The 25,478-nt window shown below is 67.3% G+C and carries 22 protein-coding genes; 12 read left to right on the top strand and 10 right to left on the bottom strand.

Annotated features, from left to right (window positions below; genetic code table 11):
• Positions 1–392: 392 nt before the first annotated feature.
• Complete coding sequence (locus tag FHR66_RS09330) at positions 393–827, bottom strand: winged helix-turn-helix transcriptional regulator (protein WP_160970745.1); 435 nt, start codon at positions 825–827, stop codon at positions 393–395.
• A 109-nt stretch (positions 828–936) separates the two neighbouring features.
• Here FHR66_RS09330 and FHR66_RS09325 point away from each other — a divergent pair, with 109 nt between their 5' ends.
• Genes FHR66_RS09325 through FHR66_RS09315 form a run of 3 tightly spaced genes read left to right on the top strand, consistent with a single transcriptional unit; the run spans position 937 to position 2,867 of the window.
• The gene (locus FHR66_RS09325; RefSeq protein ID WP_160970747.1) at positions 937–1,554 is read left to right on the top strand and encodes an FMN-dependent NADH-azoreductase; all 618 of its coding nucleotides are present in this window, start codon (positions 937–939) and stop codon (positions 1,552–1,554) included.
• Between the two features lie 4 nt (positions 1,555–1,558).
• Entirely contained in the window at positions 1,559–2,212 is a 654-nt protein-coding gene (locus FHR66_RS09320) for an NAD(P)-dependent oxidoreductase (RefSeq protein ID WP_160970748.1), read from the top strand.
• A gap of 16 nt (positions 2,213–2,228) precedes the next feature.
• Positions 2,229–2,867 (top strand): DsbA family oxidoreductase, encoded by a 639-nt coding sequence (locus FHR66_RS09315; RefSeq protein ID WP_167087726.1) that lies wholly within the window; start codon positions 2,229–2,231, stop codon positions 2,865–2,867.
• Between the two features lie 116 nt (positions 2,868–2,983).
• Here the strand turns inward: FHR66_RS09315 and FHR66_RS09310 are convergent, their stop codons facing one another.
• Together FHR66_RS09310 and FHR66_RS09305 are read right to left on the bottom strand one after the other, a co-directional pair.
• A complete protein-coding gene (locus tag FHR66_RS09310; protein WP_202394992.1) occupies positions 2,984–3,814 on the bottom strand; it encodes an MBL fold metallo-hydrolase in 831 nt (276 codons plus the stop codon).
• Positions 3,815–3,869: 55 nt separating this feature from the next.
• Positions 3,870–4,535 (bottom strand): DsbA family protein, encoded by a 666-nt coding sequence (locus tag FHR66_RS09305; RefSeq protein WP_202394993.1) that lies wholly within the window; start codon positions 4,533–4,535, stop codon positions 3,870–3,872.
• Positions 4,536–4,614: 79 nt separating this feature from the next.
• On the opposite strand from FHR66_RS09305, the gene FHR66_RS09300 reads away from it, so the two are divergent.
• Positions 4,615–5,520 carry a LysR family transcriptional regulator gene (locus tag FHR66_RS09300; RefSeq protein WP_160970752.1) on the top strand — a complete coding sequence of 302 codons (906 nt, stop codon included), beginning with the start codon at positions 4,615–4,617 and terminating at the stop codon, positions 5,518–5,520.
• Between the two features lie 249 nt (positions 5,521–5,769).
• Here the strand turns inward: FHR66_RS09300 and FHR66_RS09295 are convergent, their stop codons facing one another.
• Complete coding sequence (locus FHR66_RS09295) at positions 5,770–8,205, bottom strand: YbcC family protein (RefSeq protein WP_160970754.1); 2,436 nt, start codon at positions 8,203–8,205, stop codon at positions 5,770–5,772.
• Between the two features lie 23 nt (positions 8,206–8,228).
• Positions 8,229–9,800 carry a proton-conducting transporter transmembrane domain-containing protein gene (locus FHR66_RS09290; RefSeq protein ID WP_160970756.1) on the bottom strand — a complete coding sequence of 524 codons (1,572 nt, stop codon included), beginning with the start codon at positions 9,798–9,800 and terminating at the stop codon, positions 8,229–8,231.
• Positions 9,801–9,907: 107 nt separating this feature from the next.
• Here FHR66_RS09290 and FHR66_RS09285 point away from each other — a divergent pair, with 107 nt between their 5' ends.
• Positions 9,908–10,798 (top strand): LysR family transcriptional regulator, encoded by an 891-nt coding sequence (locus tag FHR66_RS09285; protein ID WP_160970758.1) that lies wholly within the window; start codon positions 9,908–9,910, stop codon positions 10,796–10,798.
• A 293-nt stretch (positions 10,799–11,091) separates the two neighbouring features.
• On the opposite strand, the gene FHR66_RS09280 is transcribed toward FHR66_RS09285, so the two are convergent.
• Positions 11,092–11,868 carry a class I SAM-dependent methyltransferase gene (locus tag FHR66_RS09280; protein ID WP_160970760.1) on the bottom strand — a complete coding sequence of 259 codons (777 nt, stop codon included), beginning with the start codon at positions 11,866–11,868 and terminating at the stop codon, positions 11,092–11,094.
• 114 nt (positions 11,869–11,982) lie between these two features.
• On the opposite strand from FHR66_RS09280, the gene FHR66_RS09275 reads away from it, so the two are divergent.
• Both FHR66_RS09275 and FHR66_RS09270 read left to right on the top strand, forming a co-directional pair.
• Positions 11,983–12,870, top strand: a complete 888-nt coding sequence (locus tag FHR66_RS09275; protein WP_160970762.1) for a LysR family transcriptional regulator — start codon at positions 11,983–11,985, stop codon at positions 12,868–12,870.
• Positions 12,871–13,124: 254 nt separating this feature from the next.
• A complete protein-coding gene (locus tag FHR66_RS09270) occupies positions 13,125–13,544 on the top strand; it encodes a hypothetical protein (protein ID WP_160970772.1) in 420 nt (139 codons plus the stop codon).
• Here FHR66_RS09270 and FHR66_RS09265 read toward each other — a convergent pair.
• Positions 13,466–15,043 (bottom strand): MASE1 domain-containing protein, encoded by a 1,578-nt coding sequence (locus FHR66_RS09265; protein ID WP_237475472.1) that lies wholly within the window; start codon positions 15,041–15,043, stop codon positions 13,466–13,468. The two genes, FHR66_RS09270 and FHR66_RS09265, sit on opposite strands and share 79 nt — an antisense overlap.
• A 542-nt stretch (positions 15,044–15,585) precedes the next feature.
• Between FHR66_RS09265 and FHR66_RS09260 the strand changes: the two genes are divergently transcribed.
• The gene (locus tag FHR66_RS09260; protein ID WP_160970764.1) at positions 15,586–17,100 is read left to right on the top strand and encodes an ATPase domain-containing protein; all 1,515 of its coding nucleotides are present in this window, start codon (positions 15,586–15,588) and stop codon (positions 17,098–17,100) included.
• Positions 17,097–18,806: an ATP-binding protein gene (locus FHR66_RS09255; protein WP_160970766.1), complete on the top strand. Its 1,710-nt coding sequence runs from the start codon at positions 17,097–17,099 to the stop codon at positions 18,804–18,806. Before FHR66_RS09260 ends, FHR66_RS09255 begins: the two co-directional genes overlap by 4 nt.
• A gap of 56 nt (positions 18,807–18,862) precedes the next feature.
• Here FHR66_RS09255 and FHR66_RS09250 read toward each other — a convergent pair whose 3' ends face one another.
• The gene (locus FHR66_RS09250) at positions 18,863–20,134 is read right to left on the bottom strand and encodes an Nramp family divalent metal transporter (protein WP_237475474.1); all 1,272 of its coding nucleotides are present in this window, start codon (positions 20,132–20,134) and stop codon (positions 18,863–18,865) included.
• 228 nt (positions 20,135–20,362) lie between these two features.
• Between FHR66_RS09250 and mntR the strand changes: the two genes are divergently transcribed.
• From mntR to orn, 3 genes are all read left to right on the top strand, one after another.
• The gene (gene mntR, locus FHR66_RS09245; protein ID WP_160967965.1) at positions 20,363–20,827 is read left to right on the top strand and encodes a manganese-binding transcriptional regulator MntR; all 465 of its coding nucleotides are present in this window, start codon (positions 20,363–20,365) and stop codon (positions 20,825–20,827) included.
• Positions 20,824–21,324, top strand: a complete 501-nt coding sequence (tadA, locus tag FHR66_RS09240) for a tRNA adenosine(34) deaminase TadA (RefSeq protein ID WP_160967967.1) — start codon at positions 20,824–20,826, stop codon at positions 21,322–21,324. Before mntR ends, tadA begins: the two co-directional genes overlap by 4 nt.
• Positions 21,325–21,424: 100 nt before the next feature.
• The gene (gene orn, locus FHR66_RS09235) at positions 21,425–21,997 is read left to right on the top strand and encodes an oligoribonuclease (RefSeq protein ID WP_160967969.1); all 573 of its coding nucleotides are present in this window, start codon (positions 21,425–21,427) and stop codon (positions 21,995–21,997) included.
• A 96-nt stretch (positions 21,998–22,093) separates the two neighbouring features.
• Here the strand turns inward: orn and FHR66_RS09230 are convergent, their stop codons facing one another.
• Together FHR66_RS09230 and ppsA are read right to left on the bottom strand one after the other, a co-directional pair.
• The gene (locus tag FHR66_RS09230; RefSeq protein ID WP_160967971.1) at positions 22,094–23,044 is read right to left on the bottom strand and encodes a mechanosensitive ion channel family protein; all 951 of its coding nucleotides are present in this window, start codon (positions 23,042–23,044) and stop codon (positions 22,094–22,096) included.
• Positions 23,045–23,049: 5 nt separating this feature from the next.
• Positions 23,050–25,425, bottom strand: coding sequence for a phosphoenolpyruvate synthase (ppsA, locus tag FHR66_RS09225; RefSeq protein ID WP_160967973.1), 2,376 nt, complete (start codon positions 25,423–25,425; stop codon positions 23,050–23,052).
• Between the last annotated feature and the right edge of the window lie 53 nt (positions 25,426–25,478).

The following is a 25,478-nucleotide window of genomic DNA, read 5'->3' as shown; positions in this document are numbered from 1 at the left end:
GCCATCTCCATCGCGGGTAGCGCTCGCCGGCCACGCCGGTGTCGCTTCCCGTGCTTGCGTAGCGCTCGCCGTTGTCGAGCCACGCATCGGCCTTTCTCTGCGTTTGCGCGACGCTAAGCAGTATCCGACTTGACGGTGGTCGGGCGCGTGTCGCAGTGTTTGCGCCAGGCATCGTCTGCTGTCCGCTGACACGGACGGTACGACCAGCTGGCAGTTGAGGGAAGGCAGGCTCGTATGCCGCTGGGCGATGCACTAAGCATCCCCGGCGTGCAGTTCGGCACGCGCCAGCTCCTCGCCCAAGGTGTCGCTGCCGCGCGCGTTTCTGCGCAAGGCGACGACGCCAGCGACGCCGCGGCAGTGCGGCAGTGCGCAAGCCAGCAGCCTGGACTCGCCTATCGGCGCTGGTACATAACCCCCTGCACCAAGACCTGATCCGGCTCCGGCTGCGCGTCGAAACGCTGATGCGCCTCAGCGATGGCACCTTGGTGCTCGTTCGCCCAGTCGACCAGCGCCATGACCGGCTTCAACAGCGTTGTTCCCAGGTCGGTCAGTTCGTAATCGACGCGCGGCGGGATCGTTGGATACAGCGTGCGCGTGATCAGTCCGTCGCGCTCCAGTCCACGCAAGGTCAGCGTCAGCATGCGCTGGGAAATGCCCTCGATGCCACGCTTCAATGCGTTGAAGCGCTGCGGTCCGTTTTGCAGCATGGCGACGATGTAGAGACTCCACTTGTCGCCGATGCGATCCAGGATTTGACGGGTCGCCAGGCAGCCACCCGCGTCGGGTGCAGGCAACTCGGCAGGGCGCGTGATGTGACCAGGTGACATGCATGTGCCTTCTTGTTGGGCAGCGGCAGGGACCATACCATCCTTTGTATAAATTGGTAAGTAAAAACCAATTTATCACTTGGTTCTCATTTTATACCTAGGAGTCGTCATGCGCCACGCGCTACTTGTCACCTCCAGTCCGCGTGGGGCGGACAGTCTTTCCACGCGGTTTGCCACCGACATCGCTCAGGCCATCCAGGCCCGCACCGGCGGTGCGCTGACGGTGCGCGACCTCGCTGCGAATCCGCCGCCGCATATCACCGCGGCCTATATCCAGGGCCGGATCACGCCGCCGGAGCAGCGCACGCCGGAACAGGTCGATGCGGTGAACATCGCCCAGGAACTCGTCGACGAGTTGACGCGCGCCGATGTGATCGTGCTCGGCTCGGGCATGGTGAACTTTGGCCCGCCCTCGCAGCTCAAGGCGTGGTTCGATCACGTCACCTGGCCCGGCGTCACGTTCAGCTATGGCGACACTGGACCGAAAGGACTGCTGACCGACAAGAAGGTCTATCTCGTCGCCGCCACGGGCGGCGTGTTCTCGGAAGGTGCATGGGCACCGTTCGATTTTCAGACCAAATACTTGTTGCACCTGCTCGGCTTCATCGGCCTGAGCGATGTCGAGGTGGTGCGTGTCGAAGGCACGGTGCTCGGCCCCGATGCGGTGAACGCCGCCATCGACAAGGCCGCAACGGCCATCACTGCCTTGCTGGCGAAGGCGGCGTGAGCGCATGACCGGCAAAAAGACCATCGCCTTGTTCGGTGCAACCGGGCCGACCGGGCGGCAGCTCATCGAGGACGCCTTGAAGCGTGACCATCGGCTGTCGGTCTACACGCGCGACGCCGCGAAGCTCGCCGCGTTCGCGGGAAAGGTCGACATCGTGGTCGGCGATCTGCAGGACCGCAACGCCATTGCACAATGCGTCCGAGGGGCCGACGCGGTCATCAGCGCGCTTGGCCCCAACGGTTTCAAGATGCAGGGCGACAAGCCGGTCATGCACGGCCTGGCCAACATCATCGCCGCCATGCAGCAGGCCGGCGTGCGCCGCCTTATCCAGATTTCCACCGCTGCCTATCGCGATCCCAAGGATGGGTTTGATCTTGGCTCGCGCGCGAACGCGCTGATGTTCAAGGTGATTGCCCGCAAGGCGTACGACGACATCAAGGCTACGGGCGAACTGATCGCCAACTCGGATTTGGACTGGACACTGGTGCGGATTCCATTCCTTCAGGATGGCCCTGCGAACGGAAAGATCGATGTGGGTTGGTATGGAACAACCAGGCTCGGTTCGAAACTTTCCCGCGGAAATCTGGCGGATTTTCTGGTGAGGCAGATCACTGACAAGCAGTTCGTGCGGGCCGCGCCTGGCATCGCGAATGGTTGAAGAAGGGAGATCTGGCATGTTGAAAATCGACCTCTATACCGAGATCAGTTGCCCTTGGTGCTTCGTCGGCCATCACCGTCTCGACAAAGTGCTGGCGGAGCGTTTCCCCGACCTGGCCGTGGACATCCGGCAGCATCCGGTCCTGCTGTTGCCGGATGCGCCGGTGGGCGGCCTCTACATTCCCGACTTGCTGCGCTCGCGCTACGGCATCACCGATCCGAAGGCCGCCTTCGCGCGTCCCGAGGGAGAAGCACGCGCGTCGGGTTTCGACCTGGATCTCGGTCGCCAACTCTGGACCTATCCGACCCAGGCCGCGCATGCGCTGATCCTCGCCGCCGCCGGGCGCGACACCCAGCATCGGCTCGCCGTCGCCATCACCGATGCCTACTTCATCGCAGCGAAGAACATCGCCGATGCGGAGGTGCTGGCCGACATCGCAGTCGGCCATGGTTTCGACCGCGACCAGGCGCGTGCCATCGCGCTCGATCCTGCGCAGCACCGCCGCGTCGAGGCGGAAGCGGCCAGGTCGGCGGATGCCGGTGTCCGTTCGGTTCCTCACTTTGTCTTTGGGGAACGTATTGCGATCAATGGCGGTCGCAGCGAGGACGAGATCGCTGCGGCGATACGCGCGGCGTCCGGCGCGGTTCCTCTTTGACGCGATCGGCCTCCGTCCATTCGATGTCGGACGACAGCACTGCCAACAGGTGCTTGCCGTTCTCCTCGGAGGACCCTGCGTAGGTCCTCCGGATCAGTTCGCGATTGTCGGTCTTCTCAGCCCCAGGGCATTTCGCCGGTGGCGACCTTTGCGCCGATCTCGAGGGCCACACCCATGCCGAGATTCGGGAAGCGCGCTTCCATCGCGGCCTTGAGCGATGCGGCGTCCTTGGCCGTCGCAAGCGCCTCCTCGAAGGCCAGCAGATAGGCCTTGGTGTGGGCGATGGCCGACAGGTCGGTCGCCGCGTCAGGCGTCAGATGACCAGGCACGACGATCGCCGGCGCGCGCGCGGCGATCGCATCGAGATTGGCGACCCAGGCAGCACGCTGAGCCTTCGTCTGCGTATCGGCGGTCCAGACATGCACGCCGGAGAAGATCAGGACGCCGCCGAACACGGCACGCAGCGACGGCACCCAGAGATATCGCCGATTGCCCAGGCCCTGGGCCGCGACGATCTCCACCGTCTCGCCATCGACCGACAGCGAGGCGCCGTCGAAGGCCTCGGGCAGGACGATGTCGTCCAGCGTCTGCGGACCGTTCTCCTTGAGTTGCGGCCCCCACACGGCGAGCTTCTTTTCGACGTTGGCCTGGATGGCGGCGAGCGTGTCGGAAGCGGCGACGACCTTGGCCTGTGGGAAAGCTTCGCGCACCGGCTTGAGGCTGAAGTAGTAGTCCGGGTCCGACTGGCTGACGTAGATCGTCGTCAGCGTCTTGCCGGTGGCCTTGATCGCCTCGGCCAGCGCCTTGCCGTCGGGATAGGTGAAACCGCCGTCGATCAGCAGCGCTTCGGTCGCACCGGTCAACAGCACCGGTGCGCGGAAGAAGCCGTTCTGGCCGGCGGGAAAATGGGTCCAGGTCAATGTGGACGTCTGGCGGTCGTTGGTCATTGCAGGTCTCCTTGGGTTCGAGCGTGCAGGCAGCGGGAATGAAGGGTCTGGGAACTCAGGCGGCGCGCAGATGCGCGGCCAGGGCGTCGCGGTTGCCGAACAGCACATCGCTCGGCAACAACCGACTGCCGTGCGCGTCGTTGACGACGAGCGTGGGAACGCCCTGTGCACCGAAACGCGCCATCTCGCCGCGTGCGGCATCGATGCGCGCGCGATAGGCGCCAAGCACCTCGGCGTCGGGCGAGACCACGCGCCGCGCGGCATCGGCAAACCCTGCGCCGGACAGTACCTCCGCCACGACCACGCGATCGGAGGTGTTGCGGCCGTCGACATAGCGGGCACGTTGCAGGGTCTTCAGCGCCTCGCGTTCGCGCTCCGGCGCGGTCATGCCAACGGCGATCACGCCGAGCGTCGCGGGTGCCGAATCGAACAGCGTGCCGGTCGCGCCGAGTACCTGGCTGCGGTAGGCCTCGGAAAACGCTTGCCCGGTGAGGCGGGCGATGCGCTGGTCGTTCTGCCAGGCGTAGGCGGCGAAGGACGCCTCCATCGGCCGCGCATTCTCGCCGGCGAACAAGCCGGTGGGGGCGAGCCGCACGGTGACGCCCGGGACCTGCGCAAGCTGGTCCAGGGCCGGAATGGCGCCGTAGCACCACCCACAAAGAGGATCGAAGAGGTAAGTGAGGCGCATGGTGGGATCCGCTTGAGGAGGTGCGGCCACCATAGCGAAGCGAGATTGACGGATAAATCGTGTGTAATGCTACAGTCTGTAAGTCATTGGCTTACAGTGTAACGAGGTCGGCGTGGAAGCCGTCAATCTCAACAGGCTTGCCTATTTCGCGGCCGTGGTGGACACGGGCTCGTTCACGCGCGCGGCCGAACGGTTGGGTATCACCAAGACCGTGGTCAGCCAGCAGGTGGCCAAGCTCGAGGCAGAGTTGAAGACGGCGCTGCTGATGCGCACGACCCGTCGGGTCGAGCCGACCGAAGCCGGACGGTTGCTGCATGCGCGCAGCGTGAGCGTGCTGCGCCAGGTCGAAGACGCCATCGGCGAGGTCACCCGCTCCAACACCGAGCCGAGCGGTGTGCTGCGGGTGGCCGCACCGAACGATTACGGGACCTCCAGGATTGCGCCACTCGCTGCCGCCTTCACCCGGCTGCACCCGGCGTGCCAGGTCGAGTTGATCCTAGCCGACTCGCGCATCGATCCCGTCGCCAGCCAGATCGATCTGTCCATCCGGGTGGGCTGGCTCGACGATTCCAGCCTGCATGCACGGCGCATCGGCGGTTTCCGGCAGTGCCTGGTCGCCACCCCGGAACTGGCCAGGACCTTGGCGGTCGCAGGCCCCGACGACCTCGCGCAGGTTCCGTTCGTCGCCAACAGCGCGCTGCGCGAGCCGCTGACCTGGCACTTCGTCAAAGACGATTTCGAGCGGCGCACGGTCCACATGCGCCAGGCCCTGTCGACCAATGCGACGCCGGCCGTGCTCGCGGCGACGCTGGCCGGTGGCGGGGTGTCGGTCTTGCCGGATTTCCTGGTGGCGGACGCCTTGGCAGCCGGAACGCTGGTCGCTGTGCTGCCGGACTGGTCGTTGCCGGCCGGCGGCATTCACGTGGTATACCCGACGGCGCGCTTTCGCCCATCCAAGGTCACCGCATTTGTCGAGATGCTTGTTGCTGGTGTCGGCAACCGTGCGGCATCACGCTGATCTGGGCGCGTAACCGCGATCGCCAGCGGATCCGGCGAACGCATGCACGATCGGGGTTCGAAGGCTGCGATGTCGTTGTCATGGACCATTGCGGTGCTGGCCCGCGCCGATCGCGGGGAGTGATCGGTGCCATCGCAGCAGTTGCAGGGTCGCTGCCATGCGCAATCCCGCAAATGTCCGCCTGCTTGGGGAACCGACGCCCGCCCTCCCGCCTGCGTTCGGAAGGGCGCAGTGAGCGAAAACACTGGGTCACGCCAGGGCCGGCACGGGATCGTGCTCGGAAGACGCATCGCCAGCGCACATCTCCCAGCGCAGATCGCCGCCATAGCGCCAAGCCATCCGCCCGTGGTCGTCCAGCGCGAGCAGATGCAGCCACCGATTGTCGAACAGCGCGCGAACCTGCGGGTGACGTTCGAGGATGTTGGTAACCGCGTCTGTCGGCGCCTCGATCAGCACCGAAAGCCGTAGCGGTTCGTGGATCAGCCGCTCGCCGTCGTGCACCGACTGCCATGGCAGTCCGCCGCGCAGCAGGCCGCCATTGCCCTCGACCACACCGATGCCGCCGGTGACGTTGTGCAGCAGCTTGTTGCCCGCGCCGAAAACTTCGGGCGCGACGGTCGAGCCGTAGTACTGCAGGCTGATCCAGCTGGCGACCACGACCGGAGCGGTCAGGATCAACTCCAGCACGCCGAAGCCCTCGTCGCGTCGCCAGTCGTAGTCGTGGAGGAAGGCGCGTCCTGCCAGGTCGCGCCCGGCGGTGCGCGCGCGCGGCGCGGCGATGAAGGCCTGGCAGCCGGCCAGCGCCCATTCGGGACGCAGCTCGGCCCAGTCGCGGGCGCGATGCGCGATGTCCTGGCTGCGCTGCGCGCGCGGCAGGCGCAGCGCTCGCTCGCCACGCGCCAGTGCGCCGGCGGCGTGCAGCCAACGTGCCGCCTGCTCGACATCGGCGGCATGCGCGGGCGAAGGATGGTCGGCGCTGTAGAGCATGACCGCATCGGTCGTGGTGTCGTGCAGTGCGCCCACGAACAACGTGTCTGTGGGAATCGCGATGCCGCGTTCGGTGAGGCCGGCGCGTACCTCGGGATCGTTGAGCAGCGCGGCGAGCAGCCGCGCGTTGACTTCGCCCGAGTAGCCGCCGCAGGCGCCGCAGTGCAGGGCGCTGGCATGGGGGTTGTTGACCACGTTTGCCCCATGGCCGGCGATCACGACGAGCCGGGCGAAGTCGGTGGTGAGCGACATCGCCTTGAGGATCCGCATGGCCATGGTCAGCCGCGTATCGAGGTCGAGCGCGTCGGTCGGGCGCGGCGCGGGATCGTTCGGCGCTGAGTGCCGCGTCAGTCCCAATCCATCACGCAGCAGCTTGGCGACGTAGATCGGGCCGGTGGCCTCGACGAAGGCGAAGGAAGAAATGGCGGCGAGCTTGAAGCGACCCCAGGCACGCTTCGCACGGGCCGTGATCCGTGCGGCGAGATCGGATTCGGCCAGCGACGACGTCGCGTCTCCCGAGCAGGTCTGCAACCCCGGCGTCAGCAGCACCGGAAGGCGCGCCTCGACCACGTCCGAAGCGAACCGACGATGGCCGATGCCCAGCCCGAAGAATCCGGCGAATCCGAGCGTCTGGATGCCGGAATCGAGGCTTTCCAATGCGCGGCGGAACACTTCCGAGCGCACGTCGATGCAGAAGGCCATCTGCAATTTCATCCGGGCGGGCGCGGCAGGAGTTGAAGCAGGTACTGCTAGCACGCTGTCGAGCCGCCGCTGCGCCGCCCGTTCGGCCGCTTCCTGCAGGATGCTGTCGACAACATCGTCCGGCGTCGCTGCCACTGGCATGGCGTAGGCCGCGATGGCGGATCGCCACTGCGGCGCGATCTGCGAACCGAACTTGCCCAACAGCGCCGCTTCCCAGCTGATGCGGATGGCGAGCAGGTCGGTGACGCAGGCATCGGTGCCGCCGTTCAACTCCGCTTGCCAGAGCCGATACCGGGCGACCTGGCTCCAGCCGCCCAGCGTGGTCAGCAGGCGGTGGAAGTAACTGTCCAGCGCGTCCGGCGAGAGGCCGAGGCGGGCGACCCCTTCGACGATCGCCTCTTCGGCAGTCGCTGGCGCGTCCGCTACCTGCTGGGCGAATCGGGTGAGCCCGGCGATTTCCGGCGTCAGATCATGCGTCGCGACCTGACGCCATGCGCTGTAGGCGCCGCCGGATTGTCCGGCGACCCACAGCGCCTGGCCCTGGTCGAAATAGGCGGCGGCCCAGTGCCCGATGCGCTCGCCGACGATGCCCGACCAGTCGACGGCCGAGGCATCGCGTGCCAATTCGGCGACGGTCGGGATCGCCTGTGGGGCAGGGCGCGCGGCCTGGACGGCCTGTCGGAGTGCGGACAAGCTCGGCGGGCGCAGCGCGGCCGGCGCGTTGTGCCAGGCCGCCTGCAGGTCCTCCTCGGTGATCTCGCCGGACTGCAGCCGCTCCGCATACCAGGTGCGCGGCATGGTCAGGGCGATGCCGGCGGCATTGCGCAGGCGCGCTGCCGCGGTCGCCAGCGGTTCGCCGGCCTGGCCGAGGAAGGGATTGACCGCCACGCTCGAGGCTAGCGGCCACAGCGGGGGAATGGCGCGTGCCGCGCGCCTGGCGGCGGCGATGATCAGATCCTGGGACAAGGACGGTGCGTTGGTCGCGGTCATCAGCATGGGGGTGTCCTGGCGGGTAGAGGTCACGACGTCTTGCGAACAGACCAGCCGCCGAGCAGGCGGTCGAGCGTGGCGTTGGCGTACAGGCCGTTGGAAAGATGCACGCGCAGTCCGGCGGCGGCCGGGTGCGAAGCCCACAGCGGGAACAGCGCCTGCGCCACCGCGACCAGCCCGAAGCTCAGCACCGCCAGCGCCATCAGCGTCCACTCCAGCCGGCCCGGCGCCGGCGTCGCCGGCAGCACGCCGGTGGTCAGCCATTCGGCCACCGTCTGCAGGGCGAAGTAGCCGATTGCCGCGGCGCTGGCGTACAGCGCCGTCCTGCGGGTGAGCGGACGCGGCGCGGCATCGGCCAGGCCCTGGGCCAGCAGATAGGCCACGCCGAAGATCAGGATGGCGCCCAATGCCAGCGCCTGCGGCGATTTGTGCTCGAAGCCGAAGGCGAACCCGAAGGCGGCGCCGATCCCGACATAGATCGCCAGGGCGATCAGGAAGGCGCGGCCGACCGCCGCGCCGTCGGGCACCGCAACGGGCCCGGGTCGGCGAATCGAGGCCACCTGCTCGACGGCACCGCCGGAGGCCAGGAAGGCATGCGCCTTGTAGAGCGAGTGCGCGACGATGTGCAGCAACGCCACCGGGAACAGCGCCAGCCCGCACTGCAGGATCATGAAGCCCATCTGCGCGACCGTGGACCATGCCAGCGAGGTCTTGACCGCGGGCTGGGTCAGCATCACCAGCGCACCGAACAAGGCGGTGAACCCGCCCAGCATGGCCAGCACGGCGAGCACGCCAGGGGCTGCGAGCATCAGGTCGGCGAAGCGGATCAGCAGGAAGCCGCCACCGTTGACCACGCCGGCATGCAGCAGCGCCGACACCGGCGTGGGCGCCTCCATCATCTCGGTGAGCCAGCCGTGGGTCGGGAACTGCGCCGATTTCAGCACCGCGGCGAGCGCGAGTAGCGCGGCGGCGGCCGTCAGCAGCCAGTCGTGCCGGCCGCCGCGGGCCAGCGTGTTGATCGTGGCGATGTCGGTGGTGCCCAGGCTCTTCCAGACAAGCAGCGCCGCGCAGATCAGGGCGATGGCGCCGATGCTGGAGAACAGGCGCTTCTTGCGCGCAGCGCGCTGTGCCGCCACGCGATCGGGATAGAACAGCAGCAGGCGATTGAGCGCGATGCTGGTCGCGATCCAGGCGACGACGATCTGGACCAGGTTGCCGGCCTGCACCAGCAGCAGTACCGCCGCGAGCGCCACGCACAGCCAGCCGGTGAAATAGCCCTGGCGCGCCTCGCCATCGAGATAGGTGCGGGTGTAGCGGACCACGATCCAGCCGACGAAGGCGACCAGCAGCAGCATCGTGGTGCTCACCGCATCCAGCCGTGCCGACAGGCCGAGGCCGCCCCAGCCGATCAGCTCACTGTCGCCGGCGCCACGAACGATCAGCAGCGTCAGCGAGGCGAGCGCGACGAGCAGCGCGCCGAGCGCGGCGCCTTCGGCGAAGGCGGGCAGCAGGCGTGGACGTCGGCCGCTGCGAACGAAGCCGAACATCGCGGCGGCGAGCAGCAAGAACGGTGCAGAGAGCGGCAGCAGATAGAGCGACAAGGCAATCCCCTCGGATCGAGCGCAGTGGCGGGCGGCGCCACGATAGCGATCGTCGGGCTGGAATAAAAATTCATTGTTTTCGCGATATCGTTCGTTATTATCGAACGATGGCCGCCCTGAACTACAACCACCTGCGCTACTTCTGGGCCGTAGCCCACGACGGCAATCTCACTCGCACTGCCGAGCGGCTCAACCTCACCCAGTCGGCCTTGTCGGTGCAGATCCGCAAGCTCGAGGAGCGCCTCGGCCATGCGCTGTTCGAACGGCGCGGGCGGCAGTTGCACCTCACCGAAGCCGGACAGATCGTGCTCGACCACGCCGATGCGATCTTCGCGACCGGCGACGAACTGCTGGGCACGCTGCGGCAGACCGGCGCTGCCCGGCAGGCGCTGCGGGTCGGCTCGCTGGCCACGCTGTCGCGCAACTTCCAGTTGGAGTTCTTGCGGCCGCTGCTCGGTCGGCCCGACATCGACCTGATCCTGCGTTCGGGCAGCGCCGGCGAATTGCTGCGGGCACTGGAGGCCCTCAACCTCGACGTGGTGCTGCTCAATCAGGCGCCGCCGGGCGACGCGCTGACCCCGTTCGTGACCCACCGGCTCGCCGAGCGCCCGGTCAGCCTGGTAGGCACGCCGGATCGGTTGGGTCACGCCGCCAGCATCGCCGACCGCCTGCGCCACCACCCCATCATCCTGCCGACGGTGGACAACAGCGTGCGCGCGGGCTTCGACGCCTTGGCCGATCGCCTGGGCGTGCGCCCGCAGATCGTGGCGGAAGTGGAGGACATGGCGATGATGCGACTGCTGGCGCGCGAGGACATCGGCCTGGCCGTGCTCCCGCCGATCGTGGTCAAGGACGAGATCGCCGCGGGCGTGCTGGTGGAAGGCGACCAATTGCCGGACATCGTGGAGACCTTCCACGCCGTGACCATGTCGCGGCGCTTCCCGAATCCGCTGGTGCGGTTGCTGCTGCAGCCGACGGCCGCATTTGGAAGCCTGTAGTGCCACTGTGGCAGCCGTCGGACACATGCCTTGACCGGCGTGTGCATCGCTTCATGGGGATTCGGCAGCACGAACTAGAACGGTTCCCACACCGCCTTTGCCAAATCAACGACGAGGCGGCCCTGCATGGGCTCGCTCTCGACGTGGAGGCCTGGCGTCGGCGCCACGCCGAGCCCCGCTGACGGCTTCGATCGTCGCGGCGCCGATGGCTGTCTTGCCACGTAGCGCCGATCTCCTTCGCTACTGATGACACGATCCCGCGCGCGCCGTGCGCGGTGGCCCATGCACGCGCATCAGGCGGGTCGTGCAACCCAGAGGGTCCAGCGGTCTTGCTCGACGATTTCCTCATCCGCGGGCAATCGGCTACGGAGGTCGTCGATCAGGGACTGCAGCTCTTCATCGCTCAGTTCGTGCAGGATCGAGCGACCCGAGCGCGCCGCCAGGTCCAGGGCCAGCGATTCGACGCCATCGTAGCGTTTGCGTGTTTCCCACAGCGAACGCTCGGCGATGTCGGTGAAGCCGGCAGCTTGCATTGCCGCCGCGACGGTCGCGTGCGTAGGCCGACGGCCGGCCTCGACGGCACGAAGCCGCGGAAAGCAGTCGAAGAAGTAGCCGCGCAGGTGCGTGCTGGATCCAGGCAGGTCGACGTCCTCGGGTGTGCGGTCCTGCACGAGCAGGCGTCCTCCGGGCGCCAGGAGGCGGCGAGCCTCGGCAAAGCACGCCACGTAGTCCGGCAGGTGGTGAATCAATGCGCGCTGGAACACCACATCGCAGCTTGCCGTGGGAAGCCCCGTCGCGGCGGCGGAGCCTTGCACGAAGCAGAGGTTGTCCACGCCCGTGCCTCGCTCGCGGCTTGCAGCCACCATCTCCGCGGAGAAATCCACGCCCGTTACGTGGGCGGCACCCAGCGCATGCCAGGCCAGCGAGTAAAGGCCGCCCCCGCAGCCAACGTCGGCAATCCGCTTGCCCACGGGTGCGACAAGGACCTGCATGGCGTCCATCCAGCCTGGATCGACGTCCCTGCCGGAGTAGGTGTATCGGTTCTGGCGTGCGTGGAAATCGATGGGCATCGGCGATGGTCCATAAAAGGGATTCACGAAGGACCGCGATGCTAGGGATGGATAATCGGAATGTAAAATATCTGCTTGCTACCATGAGCGGATATTTTGAATATCATTAACGCCATGGAATTGCGCCATCTCCGTTATTTCGTCGCCGTGGCAGCTGCGCAGAGCGTCACCAAGGCGGCGGCGCATCTGGGCATTCAGCAGCCGCCACTCAGCCAGCAGATCCGCGATCTGGAGCGCGAACTGGGTGTCGAACTGTTCCAGCGGACGCCGCGCAGCGTGCGCCTCAACGATGCAGGACGCGTGTTCCTGGCGGATGCGCAGGCCATTCTGGCCGCGGCCGATGACGCCGTCGTTCGCGTGCGGCGTGCGGCGCAGGGGCAACTGGGTCGCCTGGTGATGGGCTACACCAGTTCGGCTGCATTGCATCCGCTGGTGCCGCGGATCCTGCGAGCGTTCCGCGAAGGCTATCCGCAGGTCGCGCTGGATGTGCGTGAGCATGCTACCGACGGCTTGTTTCGTGCGGTGCGGGCCGAAGAGATGGACGCGGCGTTCGTACGCGCCCCCGCCGAGCGCTTTGCGCCGCTGCACGCCATCACCCTTGCTGAAGAAGCCGTGGTGGTCGCACTTCCGCGTGGGCACCGGTTGAGTGCGGCAACCGATGCGTTGGCGCTGGAAGAATTGGCGACGGAGGAGTTCGTGCTGTATCGCAGTCCGGACGGGCCAGGCATCCTGGATGTGCTGTCCGCTGCCTGCCACCGGGCCGGTTTCGCGCCGCGGGCTGTGGCCACCGTGCCGCGTCTGCTGTCCGCCGCCGCCATGGTGGCAGCTGGGCAGGGCGTCTCGATCGTGCCGATGGCGCTGCAGTCGCTGCATCGCGAGAGCGTGGTGTACCGGACGCTGGATCCGGCATCCGCGTTCACCATTCCGTTGACCTTGATCTGGCGCGACGCGCCCTCCGGCTCGCCGTTGGCCCATTTCGTGGCGTTGGCGAAGGACGATTGAGCCGGCGCGGCGGGTACCCAGCGCCGCTGTGTGTCTGTAGTCGCTTGCCCGGGGACTGCGTACAGAATGGTGAGCAGCAGGCCGATCTCCTACGCGCCGGCGACGGAACGGTTCAGCGATCGGACTCCCCAAAGGCGAGCGGCCCTGCACGGCCTTGCTGATGGTGTTTGTCGACCGCTTCCGGGCCAGGACCACGTACCTTGATCCAGCCTGAGATGCAGGCGGAATTCCCCGCGTGGGAAAGGATCGATGGAATGGAAACGAAGGCGAAAGGCTTGGCAATCGTGGCGGCAGCGGCGCTGGCGCTGTCCTTTCAGGCGCAGGCGCAGACGTGTTGCCCCTCCGGCGGGCATGGGGTCGTCGGCAAGGGGCTGGGAGAGAGCGTGCCCCAGGCGCTGAATCTCGCCACGGATTCGGCCTGGCGCATCTACGAGTTTTCGCGCGACGGCGTGAACTACCTGCAAATCAACGACGCCAACGGCGTGGTCCGCGCTGCGGTCGGCCGCATCGGCAAGACGCTGTGGGTGCTGCCGATGGGCAGCGACGTAGCGCGCGTCACGGTGACGGCAGCGCCAGTGGTGCCGGGCCGTGTGGTCTATCGGACCGCGGATGTGGTGGTGCGACTGCGCGCGGATGGGCGCGGCGACGCGTGGGAGGTCACGTCGGCAGAGTGAAGGCTGGCGGCAGCGCTTTCCGACACCAGGAAGCTGAAACTCAACGCATGGCGGCGCCGGCAGGTGCCGCCATGCGCTTGCAGGCGGACCGCCAGTTCCCGGTCCGGCACCTCCGGGCGACGCCGCATTGCGCTCAGCATGGCGGCGTCGGCGGTGATGCGGATGGCGATGCCCTGCCGCCCCCTGGCACGCCAGACCCGTGCCTGCAGCAGGTGGGTGTGGGCGACGGGCAGGGTCTCGATGGCGTCGAGGATGCAGCGATAGGCCACCAGTTGCAGGCCCAGCGACAGGCGCCGCGGATCGCCATGCAGGCGGCAGCGGAACTCGGTCGCGCACAGGTTGGCGAAGGTCGGCGAGTGCAGGGTGGGGTACAGGCCATGCGTCTCGATGCCGAGCGGGTAGAGCGCGGTGACGTACTCGTCCAGCAGTTGTGCCTGGATCACGCCGGTGCGGGTCATCTGCATGGCGGCGGCGTAGTGTCCGCGCGCGCGCAGATCCTCCACCACGTCGCGGCGCAGCTTGTTGATCTGCGTGCTGAGATCGGTGTAGTCGACCACCCGCCGGCGCAGCGTGCGTTCGGCGGACAGGTAACCGGCCTGCGCGAAGGCCAGCGCCTGCTCGCGCAGGCGTCCGTCGTCGCGCATGTGCCGATAGGCCGCGGAGATGCGCGACCCGAACGCGAACATCACCGTGGCCGTGGCGGCGAGCAGGATCTGCACCACGAACGCGTCGGCGTCGTGGATCCCGGGTGCCACGACCTTGGGCATGGACAGCGCCACCGCAACGTTCGCCAGGACCACGCCGAGCGCCGCGCCCCGCCAGCCATGGCGCAGCGTCAGCACGATCGCCGGGACCACCAGCAACACCATCAGCAACTGCCGCAGCAAGGCATCGTCCACGCCGGCGATCGACGCCGACAGCACGACGACCACAGCGATCGACGCCAACCCTTCGCGCAACAGCGAGGCATGCATCTGCGTGGGTTCGTCGCGGCGCAACCACAGCAACGCCGGCAGCGCGAACATCAAGGTGCCCAGGTAATCGCCGAGCCAGTAGCGCAGCAGGACATCGAGCGGCGCTGGCCCCGCCGGGCCGCCCAAGGCGGTGTTGATGGCGATGTTGCAGAGCGTGCTCCACAGCGCGGTCGCCAGCGCCAACGGCAGCAGCCAGTGATCGTTGCGCGCCAGATCCGGTACTCGCTGACGCACCAGGACCGGCAACAGCGACACGGCCGGCATCAGCAGGAACGGACTCAGGTAAGCCCAGGCGGTACTCGCGCCCCAGGCCTCGCTCATGGGAATGCGCAGCGTCAGCAGCGCGGCGGCATCGCCGGCCAGCAACCACGGCCAGCGTCGCGCGGGCAGGAACAGCAGGCTGGCGACGCGCACGCCTGCCGGCAGATACCACTGATCCACGGAGCAGCGCCACGCCAGCAGGAAGGCGATGCAGTAGGTCGCGCTCAGTAGAACGCCTTTGGCGAAATCTCTTGCCGCGGCCATCCCCGCCATCCCTGGTATGTCGCGGCTACTGTATAAGCCGGATCGGCGTCGAGGGTAGACAGTTGCTGGCGTAGGCGACAGTGTGAGACGCGTCGCACCTCATCGGTGCCGCAGGCGAGTGCGTGGTCTTTCTTTCGCCTCGGATTTGCGAGCCTGCACCGGCGGCACCGTCACTTGCAGCATTCCAGATGTTTCGTCGGTATGGCCTGCTTGCCGCTGGCGCGTGCGGTAGCACGTCTTTGACCGGTTCGGTGCCAAGCCATGCGAGCGAAGCCGGCTTCGATGTGCGGCCATGTACTACTCGACGGATGACAGCGATGCGGCGCGGACGTCCGCCCATCGCCTTTGCCTACACAGAAAAATCACTTTGCCGAACGTAGCGTGGTTCGTGGCGAAGAAGTGCAAGGGAGGCGGCGTGCTCGACGCGCGTGCACGTCGCGGCATGCGGTGGTCGCGACCTCCGGCCGGGTTGCACTTGGTCACCACGCACCCCGAGCACACGACGCGTTGACCACAGTGCAAACAGCACAGAAAGGACGACCATGACGCCCCATCGGCGGACCGATCACGTGAATGGCGATGAATTGCCGCGTATTTCCACCGGTAGCGCGGGCCTGGACGACATCCTCGGCGGCGGCGTCGACGCCAACCGCCTGTATCTCTACGAAGGACGTCCGGGCACCGGCAAGACCACCATCGCCCTGCAGTTCCTGCTGGAGGGCGTTCGGCAGGGCGAGCGCGTGCTGTACATCACGCTCTCGGAGACCCAGCGCGAACTGCATCTGGTCGCCACGCGCCACGGCTGGAGCATGGAGCAGGTCGATGTGTTCGAGCTGGTGCCACCGGAAACCGCACTGGACCCGGAGCGCGAACTCACCGTGTTCCATCCGGCGGAGATGGAACTCACCGAGACCACCAAGCTGATCTTCCAGAAGGTCGAACAGCTCAATCCCAGCCGCGTGGTGCTGGACAGCCTGTCGGAACTGCGCCTGCTCGCGCAAAGTCCACTGCGCTACCGTCGCCAGGTGCTGGCGCTGAAGCATTTCTTCGCCAGCCGCCAATGCACGGTGATCCTGCTCGACGACCTGTCCTCGCAGGAAAACGACCTCCAGCTGCATTCCATCACCCATGGCGTGGTGCTGCTGGAACAGTTGGCGATCGACTACGGCGCCGAACGCCGGCGCCTGCGCGTGGTGAAGATGCGCGGCATCCAGTTCCGCGGCGGCTACCACGATTTCAGCATCCAACGCGGCGGCTTGGAAATCTATCCGCGGCTGGTCGCGGCCGACTACAAGCATCACCACATCGACGCATTCACCTCCAGCGGCAATGCCGAACTGGACCGGCTGCTCGGTGGCGGGCTGGAACGCGGCACCAATGCCTTGCTGCTCGGCGCTGCCGGCGTGGGCAAGTCCTCGCTGGCGCTGACCTATGCCATCGCCGCTGCCGAACGCGGCGAACACAGTGTGTTCTTCGCCTTCGACGAAGGCCGCGGCACGGTCGAGGCGCGTGCTCGCACCCTGGGACTGCCGCTGGAGAAGCACTTGGCGAGCGGGCTGATCCGCTTCCAGCAGATCGACCCGGCCGAGATGTCGCCCGGACAGTTTGCCGCCAGCGTTCGCAGCAGCGTCGAGGTCGACGGCGCCCGGGTGATCGTCATCGACAGCCTCAACGGCTATCTCAATGCGATGCCGGACGAGCGCTTCCTGATCCTGCAGATGCACGAACTGCTCAGCTATCTGGGCCAGCACGGCGTGCTGACTATCCTGGTGCTGGCGCAGCATGGCTTGGTCGGCCCGATGGAGACCCCGCTGGACCTGAGCTATCTCAGCGATTCGGTGCTGATGCTGCGGTATTTCGAAGTGGGCGGCACCGTGCGCCGCGCGTTGTCGGTCGTCAAGAAGCGCAGCGGCAACCACGAGAACACCATTCGCGAGTTCCGGCTCAGCAGCAAGGGCATCGACGTGGGGCCGCCGCTCAAGGAATTCAGCGGCATCTTTTCCGGCACGCCGCGCTATGGCGGGGGAGACCTGCCGCTGCTGGACCCGCTTGCATGAGCAGCAGCGACGCACCCGAAAAACGCGTCCTGGTGTACACGCCGATCGGGCGCGACGGCCCGGCGTCGGTGGAACTGCTGCGTCGCGGCGGGGTGGTGGCGTGCCACTGTTTAGACCTGGGCATGCTGGTGCGCGAGCTGCACGTCGGCGCGGCGGCGGTGTTCCTGGCCGAGGAGGGACTGTTCGGCGCGGACACCTCGGCGCTGTTCGCCTGGGCCGACGCGCAGCCGGCCTGGTCGGACCTGCCGTTCGTGGTGCTGACCAGCCACCAGGAGCAGCCGTTCGTGGTCGCATGGCGGCGCAAGCTGGTGGGTGCGCTGCGCAACGTGGCGCTGCTCGAACGCCCGGTGCAAACGATCACCTTCACCAGCACCATCAAGGCCGCATTGCGCGCACGGGCGCGGCAATACGAGGTGCGCACGCTGCTGCAGGCGCAGGCGTCGGCCGCCGCGCAGCTGGAGGCGCAGGTGGTGGCGCGCACGCGCGAGCTGGAGGAGGCCAATCGGCTGTTGCGCCGGCAGATGGACGAACGCGCGCGGGTCGAGGAGACCCTGCGCCAGGCGCAGAAGATCGAGGCGCTGGGCCAGTTGACCGGCGGCGTCGCGCACGATTTCAACAACCTGCTGATGGTGATCTCCGGTGGCCTGGCGATGCTCGACAGTCAGAGCGATCCGGCGATCCGCAAACGCTTGATGGACGGCATGCAGAAGGCCGCACAGCGCGGCGCCGGGCTGACCCGGCAACTGCTGGCGTTCTCGCGCCGGCAGGAACTCAAGCCCGAGCCGATCGACCTGTCGCGGCAGATCGGCGGCATGCGCGAGTTGCTGGACCGCAGTCTGCGTGGCGACGTGCACGTGGATTTCGATCTGGCCGACGACCTGTGGCCGGTCGAAGTGGACCCAGGTGAACTGGAACTGGTGGTGCTGAACCTGGCCGTGAACGCGCGCGATGCAATGCCCAACGGCGGCACCATCGTGGTACGGGCGCGCAACCTGCCTGGCGCCGTCGCCACCGACCCGGATTTCATCCGCCTGTCGATCATCGACGACGGCAGCGGCATGGCGCCGGAGGTGAAGGCGCGGGTGTTCGAGCCGTTCTACACCACCAAGGACATCGGCAAGGGCTCCGGCCTGGGCCTGGCCCAGGTGCATGGTTTCGTGCAGCAGTCGGGCGGTTCCATCCACATCGACAGCGAGCCGGGGCGCGGCACGGCGATCCATCTGCTGTTGCCGCGCTCGCACCGTGCGCCAGTGCAAGAAGATCGGCACCTGGTGGACCTTCAGGTCGTTCGAGATGAGCCCGGCCAGGCCGGCTGCGTGCTGCTCGTGGAGGACGACGACGAAGTCGCCGCGCTGGTCGGGGAGATGTTGCGCCAACTCGGCTACGAGGTCGTCCGCGCGGCCAGTGCGGGCGCGGCGCTGGGTGCGCTGGCCAACGGCCGCGTGGTGGACATCGTGTTCTCCGACATCATGATGCCCGGCGGCATGAACGGCCTGGAGCTGGTGCAGGAAATCCGCATGCGGCGTGGCGCGTTGCCGGTCCTGCTCACCAGCGGCTATGCCGAAGCGGCGAAGTCCGCGGCAGAGGCGCAAGGGGTGCAGATCCTGTCCAAACCCTACCGGCTGGACGAACTGGCCAACGCGCTGCAGCAAGTGCGGGCCAATGCCGGCATGGCCGGCAGATCGGACACCGCTTCGCTGTGCTAGTGATCGACGCCGGGGCCTGAAAGACCAGGGCCCGGAAGCGCACGGCAACCGCGCCGTCAGTGCAGCAGCGTGTCGATGAGCAGCTTCAGGTTCAGCACCACGATCAGCGCGGCGATCCCCCAGGCCAGCCAGGCCAGCCCGCGGCGCACCACCAGCGGACCCATCCGAGGCTTGTCGGTGACGAAGCGCACCAGCGGGATCACCGCGAACGGCAACTGCATCGACAGCACCACCTGGCTCAGCACCAGCAGCTTGGCGGTGCCCTGTTCGCCGTACAGCGAGGTCACCGCCACCACCGGCACGATCGCCAGGCCGCGGGTCAGCAGGCGCCGCGCCCATGGCGGCAGGCGCAGGTGCAGGAAGCCTTCCATCACAATCTGCCCGGCCAGGGTGGCGGTGACGGTGGAATTGATACCGGAGGCCAGCAGCGCCACCGCGAACAGGGTCGAGGCCAGGCCGACGCCGAGCATCGGCGCCAGCAGTTCGTGGGCCTGTTCGATTTCCTGCACGTCGGTGCGGCCGTGCGCATGGAATACCGCGGCGGCCAGGATCAGGATCGCGGCGTTGACGAACAGTGCCAGGCTCAGCGCGATGGTGCTGTCGGCCAGCGCCCAGCGCAGCGCCGAGCGGCGCCCCTCATCGGTGCGCTCGTAGGCGCGGGTCTGCACGATCGAGGAATGCAGGTACAGGTTGTGCGGCATCACCGTCGCGCCGATGATGCCGATCGCCAGGTACAGCGCGGCCGGGTCGGTGACCACCTGCGTGCGCGGGATGAAGCCGGCCAGCACCTCGCGCAGCGGCGGCGCGGCCAGCACGATCTGCACGAGGAAGCAGGCGAAGATCACCATCAGCAGGGCGATCACGAACGCTTCCAGCGCGCGGAAGCCGCGGCGCATCAGGAACAGCACCAGCAGCGCGTCGATCGAGGTGATGATCGCGCCGGCGGTGAGCGGGATGCCGAACAGCAGCTTCAACGCGATCGCGGTGCCGATCACCTCGGCCAGGTCGCAGGCGACGATGGCCGCCTCGCAGGCCAGCCACAGCAGGAAGTTCACCGGCTTGGAATAGTGCGCGCGGCAGGCCTGGGCCAGATCCAGGCCGGTGGCGATGCCCAGGCGCGCGGCCAGCCCCTGCAGCACGATCGCCATCAGGTTGGAGAGCAGGATCACCGACAGCAGCAGATAGCCGAAGTGCGAGCCGCCGGCGATGTCGGTCGCCCAGTTGCCCGGATCCATGTAGCCGACCGAGACCATGTAGCCGGGCCCGAGGAAGGCCAGGAAGCGGCGCCAGCCAAGGCCGTTGCGTGGCACGGCGACGCTGGCATGCATGGCGCCCAGGCTGGGGCGCGCCTCGCCACGGCTGGCGTGCTCGGCAGCGGAACTCGGCAGGGGCAGGGGGGCGGCCATGGCGACGACGGGGTGGGGCGGGGTGCAAACGAGTATATAGCAGGTGCTATATGGATTAGCATTGGCAATTCAAATCGCTGCGATAGCCGCGATTTCGGCCAGAATAGGCAGGTGGTCGGCGGGGCGCCGGCACCGGACAAGGGCGTTGCAATGCAAAAAAGCGGGAAGTCGATGGCGCCGCCGGCGGTGCTGCTCGACGCCGAAGTGCAGGTCGAAAGTTTCCGCCAGGTGCGCGAGGCGCACCGTCTGGAGCTGATCGAGGACTACGTGGAGTTGATTTCCGACCTCCTCGCCGATGGCGGCGAAGCGCGGCAGGTGGATATCGCCGCGCGCCTGGGCGTGGCCCAGCCGACCGTGGCCAAGATGCTCAAGCGCCTGGTCAAGGGCGGCTGGGTGGTGCAGCGCCCCTACCGTGGCGTGTTCCTCACCCCTGAGGGCGAGGCGCTGGCCGCGGCCAGCCGGCAGCGCCACCAGACCGTGGAGCAGTTCCTGTTGGCGCTGGGCATCGATGCGGACACCGCGCGCCGCGATGCCGAGGGCATCGAGCACCACGTCAGCGAAGCGACGCTAGCGGTGTTCGCCGAATTCGTGCGCAAGCACGGCGCGTCGCGATGACTGTCGGCGACGACGCGCAACTGGCGCGCGACGAGCACTGGATGCGGCACGCGCTAGCCCTGGCCGAGCGCGCCGAGCGCGAGTTCGACGAGATCCCGGTCGGTGCGGTCCTGGTCTCGGCCGAGGATGAGGTGTTGGGCGAGGGCTGGAACCTCAACATCGCCGAACACGATCCCAGCGCGCATGCCGAGATCGTCGCGCTGCGCCAGGCCGGCCGCCGGCTCGGCAACCATCGTCTGGTCGGCAGCCGCCTGTACGTGACTCTGGAACCGTGCGCGATGTGCGCGATGGCGGTGGTGCATGCGCGGGTGGCGGAGCTGATCTACGCCGCCACCGATCCCAAGACCGGTGCCTGCGGCAGCGTGTTCGATCTGCTGGCAGATTCGCGCCATAACCATCGCGTGCAAGTCCGCGGCGGCGTGCTGGCGGCGGCGGCCAGTACGCGCCTGACCAATTATTTCCGCGCCAAGCGCGGCAAGCCGCCACTGGACGCGTGAGCGCCAAGCCCCTGCCTGTCGCGCAGCCCGCGCGGTATCATTGACGCTTGATACGACACTACCGCGCCGGCCTCGCCGCCGCGAACGACAGGACGGTGATATGGCGCAAGCGCACGTGGCGAACGATCGGCTGATCTGGATCGATCTGGAAATGACCGGCTTGGATACCGATCGCGATTCGATCATCGAAATCGCCACGGTGGTGACCGACGCGCAGCTCAACGTGCTGGCCGAAGGCCCGGAGTTCGCCATCGCCCATCCGCTGCAGACGCTGGAGGCGATGGACGAGTGGAACCGCAACCAGCACCGCCATTCCGGTCTGTGGCAGCGCGTGCTCGACAGCCAGGTCACGCTGGCGCAGGCCGAGGCCGAGACCATGGCGTTCCTGACCCAGTGGTGCAAGCCCGGCACCTCGCCGATGTGCGGCAACTCGATCTGCCAGGACCGGCGTTTCCTGCACCGGCAGATGCCGCGGCTGGAGCGGTTCTTCCACTACCGCAATCTTGACGTGTCGACGTTGAAGGAACTGGCGCGGCGCTGGGCGCCGGCGGTGTCGGCCGGCCTGACCAAGACCTCCTCGCATACCGCGCTCAGCGACGTGCACGATTCCATCGACGAACTGCGCTATTACCGTCCCTTCATGGGCAGGCTGGGCGGGCAGGGCGAGGGCTGATCCGCGAACCTTGCGCGTCGGGGCGCATGCGGAACACCGCCCGACGCTCGTCGGGCGGATGCAGTGGTGCATGAATACAGAAGGTGAAGCCGCCGCTTAGCGCGCCAGCGGCGGTCCCGGCTTGGTCTCGCCGTCGTCGGTGACGCCTTTGGTCAACAATTCCGCGATCGGGCGGCCGTCGGCATCGTGGTGGTACACGTGCAGGTCGCGCTGCGGATACGGAATGCTCAGCCCGTTCTCCAGCAGCTGGTTGCGGATCTGCTCCAGCGTGCTGCTCTTGGCCGCGCCGAAATCGCTGTTCTTGGCGTAGCCGAACAACATCAGGTCCACCGTGCTCTCGCCCAGGTTGGTGACCTGCACGAATGGGGCGGGCGTCTTCAGGATGTTCGGATTCTCCTGCGCGATCTGCAGCAACAGCTCCTGCGCCTTCTTCAGGTCGTCGCCGTAGCCGACGCCGACGGTGATCTCCAGGCGGCGGTTGGGCAGGGCGCTGTAGTTGACGATCGGCGCGGTGGTGATGGTGCTGTTGGGCAGGGTCACCATGCGCTCGTCGAAGGTGCGGATGCGGGTCTGGAAGATGCGGATCTCGTCGACCACGCCTTCCTGGCCGGCCACCACCACGTGGTCGCCGTCGCGCATCGGCCGCAGCACGATCAGCATCACCCCGGAGGCGATATTGGACAGCGAGTCCTTCAGCGCCAGGCCCACTGCCAGGCCGGCGGCGCCGAGCACGGCGAACAGCGAGGTCGGCGGTACGCCGATCTTTTGCAGCGCGGTGACCAGCACCAGCACCAGCATCAACGCATAGGCGACGTTGCGCAGGAAGTTGCTGAGCGTGGTTTCCACCCGCGCCCGCAGCAGTGCTCTGCGCAGCCATTCGCTCAGGCGCTTGGCGATCCACATCCCGACCACCAGGATCAGGATCGCCACGCCCCAGTTGAGCGCGTACTGCGCCCAGTCCAGCGTCCGCCAGTCGAACGGGCGCGCCGCCCGCGCCGCAGGCGCAGCGGTCGTGGCCGCCGTCAGTGCCGTCAGCCACGACTGCATCGGCATCACCCCTGGCTCTTGAGCTTGGCCAGGCGCAGCCAGGTGTCGACCACGGTGTCGGGATTCAACGACACCGACTCGATGCCTTCCTGCATCAGCCACTCCGCGAGGTCCGGGTGATCCGACGGGCCCTGGCCGCAGATGCCCACGTACTTGCCCTTGGCGCGCGCGGCCTTGATCGCCATCGACAGCATCTTCTTGACCGCCGGATTGCGCTCGTCGAACAGGTGCGCCACGATCGAGGAGTCGCGGTCCAGGCCCAGGGTCAGCTGGGTGAGATCGTTGGAGCCGATCGAGAAGCCGTCGAAGATCTCCAGGAATTCCTCGGCCAGCAGCGCGTTCGACGGCACCTCGCACATCATGATGATCTTCAGGCCGTTCTCGCCCTGGCGCAGACCGTTGCTGGCCAACACCTCGACGACCTTGCGGCCTTCCTCGAGGGTGCGCACGAACGGAATCATGACCCACATGTTGTCCAGGCCCATTTCGTTGCGGACCTTGAGCACGGCTTTGCATTCCAGCGCGAACGCCGCGGCGAAGCTCGGGTCGACGTAGCGGCTGGCGCCGCGGAAGCCGATCATCGGGTTCTCTTCGTGCGGTTCGTAGTTGCTGCCGCCGATCAGGTTGGCGTACTCGTTGGACTTGAAGTCCGACAGGCGCACGATCACCGGGTGCGGCGCCACCGACGCGGTCAGCGTGGCGATGCCTTCGGCCAGGCGGTTGACGTAGAAGCTCACCGGGTCGGCGTAACCGGCGATCTTCGCGTCGATCTTCTTCTTGGTCGCCGCATCCTGCTTGGCGTATTCCAGCAGCGCATTGGGATGGATGCCGATGTGCGCGGCGATGATCATTTCCAGGCGCGCCAGGCCGATGCCGGCGTTGGGCAGCTGGCCGAAATCGAACGCGCGCTCCGGGTTGGCCACGTTCATCATGATCTTCAGCGGCGCCGGCGGCATGTTGCCCAGGTCCGTGGTGGTGCGCTCGAACGGCAGGCGCTCGCCATAGATGTAGCCGGTGTCGCCTTCGGCGCAGCTGACCGTCACTTCCTTGCCATCCTCGACCAGCTCCATCGCGTTGCCGGTACCGACCACTGCCGGCACGCCCAGCTCGCGGGCGATGATCGCCGCGTGGCAGGTGCGGCCGCCGCGGTTGGTGACGATCGCCGAGGCGCGCTTCATCACCGGCTCCCAATCGGGATCGGTCATGTCCGCGACCAGCACGTCGCCGGGCTGCACCCGGTTCATGTCGTCCAGGCTGCGTACCACGCGGGCGACGCCGGCGCCGATCTTCTGGCCGATGGCACGGCCTTCGGCGATCACCTCGCCGCGCTGCTGCAGCGCGAAGCGTTCGATCTGGGTGGCGTGGCCGCGCGACTTCACCGTTTCCGGGCGCGCCTGCACGATGAACAGCTTGCCGCTGACGCCGTCCTTCGCCCACTCGATGTCCATCGGCCGCTGGTAGTGCTGCTCGATCACCAGCGCCTGCTTGGCCAGTTCCTGCACATCCTCGTCGTTGATCGAGAAGGTGTTGCGCAGCTCGGCCGGGGTGTCCTCGATGCGCACGCGCTCGCCGGGCACATCCGAATACACCATGCGGATCAGCTTGCTGCCCAGGGAACGGCGCAGGATCGCCGGCTTGCCGGCCTTGAGGGTGGGCTTGTAGACGTAGAACTCGTCGGGATTGACCGCGCCCTGCACGACCATCTCGCCGAGGCCGAAGCTCGAGGTAACGAACACCACGTCGCGGAAACCGGATTCGGTGTCCAGGGTGAACAGCACGCCGGAGGAGCCGACGCCGGAGCGCACCATCAACTGCACGCCGGCCGAAAGGAACACGTCCTCGTGCTTGAAGCCGTGGTGCACGCGGTAGGCGATGGCGCGATCGTTGTAGAGGCTGGCGAAGACTTCCTTGACCTTGTGCACGACATCGTCGGCGCCGGTCACGTTGAGGAAGGTCTCCTGCTGGCCGGCGAAGCTGGCGTCGGGCAGGTCTTCGGCGGTCGCCGAGGAGCGCACCGCCACGGCCACGTCGCCGCCGCCGTTCTCGCTGCATAGCTGCGCATAGGCCTCGCGGATCGCCTGGTCCAGTTCCGGCTGCAGCGGCGCGTCGATCACCCAGCCGCGGATTTCCTTGCCGGCGGCGGTCAGTGCGCCCACGTCTTCCACGTCCAGCGTGGCCAGCTTGTCGAAGATGCGCTGGTACAGATCGTTGTGGGCGACGAAGGCCTTGAACGCTTCGGCAGTGGTGGCGAAGCCGCCCGGCACGGACACGCCGAGGCCCGCCAGGTTGCCGATCATTTCGCCGAGGGAGGAATTCTTGCCACCAACGCGAGCCAGGTCGGCCAGGCGCAGCTCATGCAACCACAGGATGTTCTCGTTCAAGCGCGATGCTCCGTTAGGCCATCGCCCGAGGCGGGCTGAATGGCCGCGTCCGT

The sequence above is a fragment of the Xanthomonas sp. F4 genome (assembly GCF_011761895.1).
The sequence above is the reverse complement of the archived record's forward strand: the minus strand, read 5'-3'. Positions and strand labels throughout refer to the sequence as shown.

Excerpts from the sequence above, each read along its gene's own strand:
- FHR66_RS09330 (WP_160970745.1), bottom strand. The coding sequence starts at position 827 with ATGTCACCTGGTCACATCACGCGCCCTGCCGAGTTGCCTGCACCCGAC.
- FHR66_RS09325 (WP_160970747.1), top strand. The coding sequence starts at position 937 with ATGCGCCACGCGCTACTTGTCACCTCCAGTCCGCGTGGGGCGGACAGT.
- FHR66_RS09320 (WP_160970748.1), top strand. The coding sequence starts at position 1,559 with ATGACCGGCAAAAAGACCATCGCCTTGTTCGGTGCAACCGGGCCGACC.
- FHR66_RS09315 (WP_167087726.1), top strand. The coding sequence starts at position 2,229 with ATGTTGAAAATCGACCTCTATACCGAGATCAGTTGCCCTTGGTGCTTC.
- FHR66_RS09310 (WP_202394992.1), bottom strand. The coding sequence starts at position 3,814 with ATGACCAACGACCGCCAGACGTCCACATTGACCTGGACCCATTTTCCC.
- FHR66_RS09305 (WP_202394993.1), bottom strand. The coding sequence starts at position 4,535 with ATGGTGGCCGCACCTCCTCAAGCGGATCCCACCATGCGCCTCACTTAC.
- FHR66_RS09295 (WP_160970754.1), bottom strand. The coding sequence starts at position 8,205 with ATGCTGATGACCGCGACCAACGCACCGTCCTTGTCCCAGGATCTGATC.
- FHR66_RS09285 (WP_160970758.1), top strand. The coding sequence starts at position 9,908 with ATGGCCGCCCTGAACTACAACCACCTGCGCTACTTCTGGGCCGTAGCC.
- FHR66_RS09280 (WP_160970760.1), bottom strand. The coding sequence starts at position 11,868 with ATGCCCATCGATTTCCACGCACGCCAGAACCGATACACCTACTCCGGC.
- FHR66_RS09275 (WP_160970762.1), top strand. The coding sequence starts at position 11,983 with ATGGAATTGCGCCATCTCCGTTATTTCGTCGCCGTGGCAGCTGCGCAG.
- FHR66_RS09270 (WP_160970772.1), top strand. The coding sequence starts at position 13,125 with ATGGAAACGAAGGCGAAAGGCTTGGCAATCGTGGCGGCAGCGGCGCTG.
- FHR66_RS09265 (WP_237475472.1), bottom strand. The coding sequence starts at position 15,043 with ATGGCCGCGGCAAGAGATTTCGCCAAAGGCGTTCTACTGAGCGCGACC.
- FHR66_RS09260 (WP_160970764.1), top strand. The coding sequence starts at position 15,586 with ATGACGCCCCATCGGCGGACCGATCACGTGAATGGCGATGAATTGCCG.
- FHR66_RS09255 (WP_160970766.1), top strand. The coding sequence starts at position 17,097 with ATGAGCAGCAGCGACGCACCCGAAAAACGCGTCCTGGTGTACACGCCG.
- FHR66_RS09250 (WP_237475474.1), bottom strand. The coding sequence starts at position 20,134 with ATGCATGCCAGCGTCGCCGTGCCACGCAACGGCCTTGGCTGGCGCCGC.
- mntR (WP_160967965.1), top strand. The coding sequence starts at position 20,363 with ATGCAAAAAAGCGGGAAGTCGATGGCGCCGCCGGCGGTGCTGCTCGAC.
- tadA (WP_160967967.1), top strand. The coding sequence starts at position 20,824 with ATGACTGTCGGCGACGACGCGCAACTGGCGCGCGACGAGCACTGGATG.
- orn (WP_160967969.1), top strand. The coding sequence starts at position 21,425 with ATGGCGCAAGCGCACGTGGCGAACGATCGGCTGATCTGGATCGATCTG.
- FHR66_RS09230 (WP_160967971.1), bottom strand. The coding sequence starts at position 23,044 with ATGCAGTCGTGGCTGACGGCACTGACGGCGGCCACGACCGCTGCGCCT.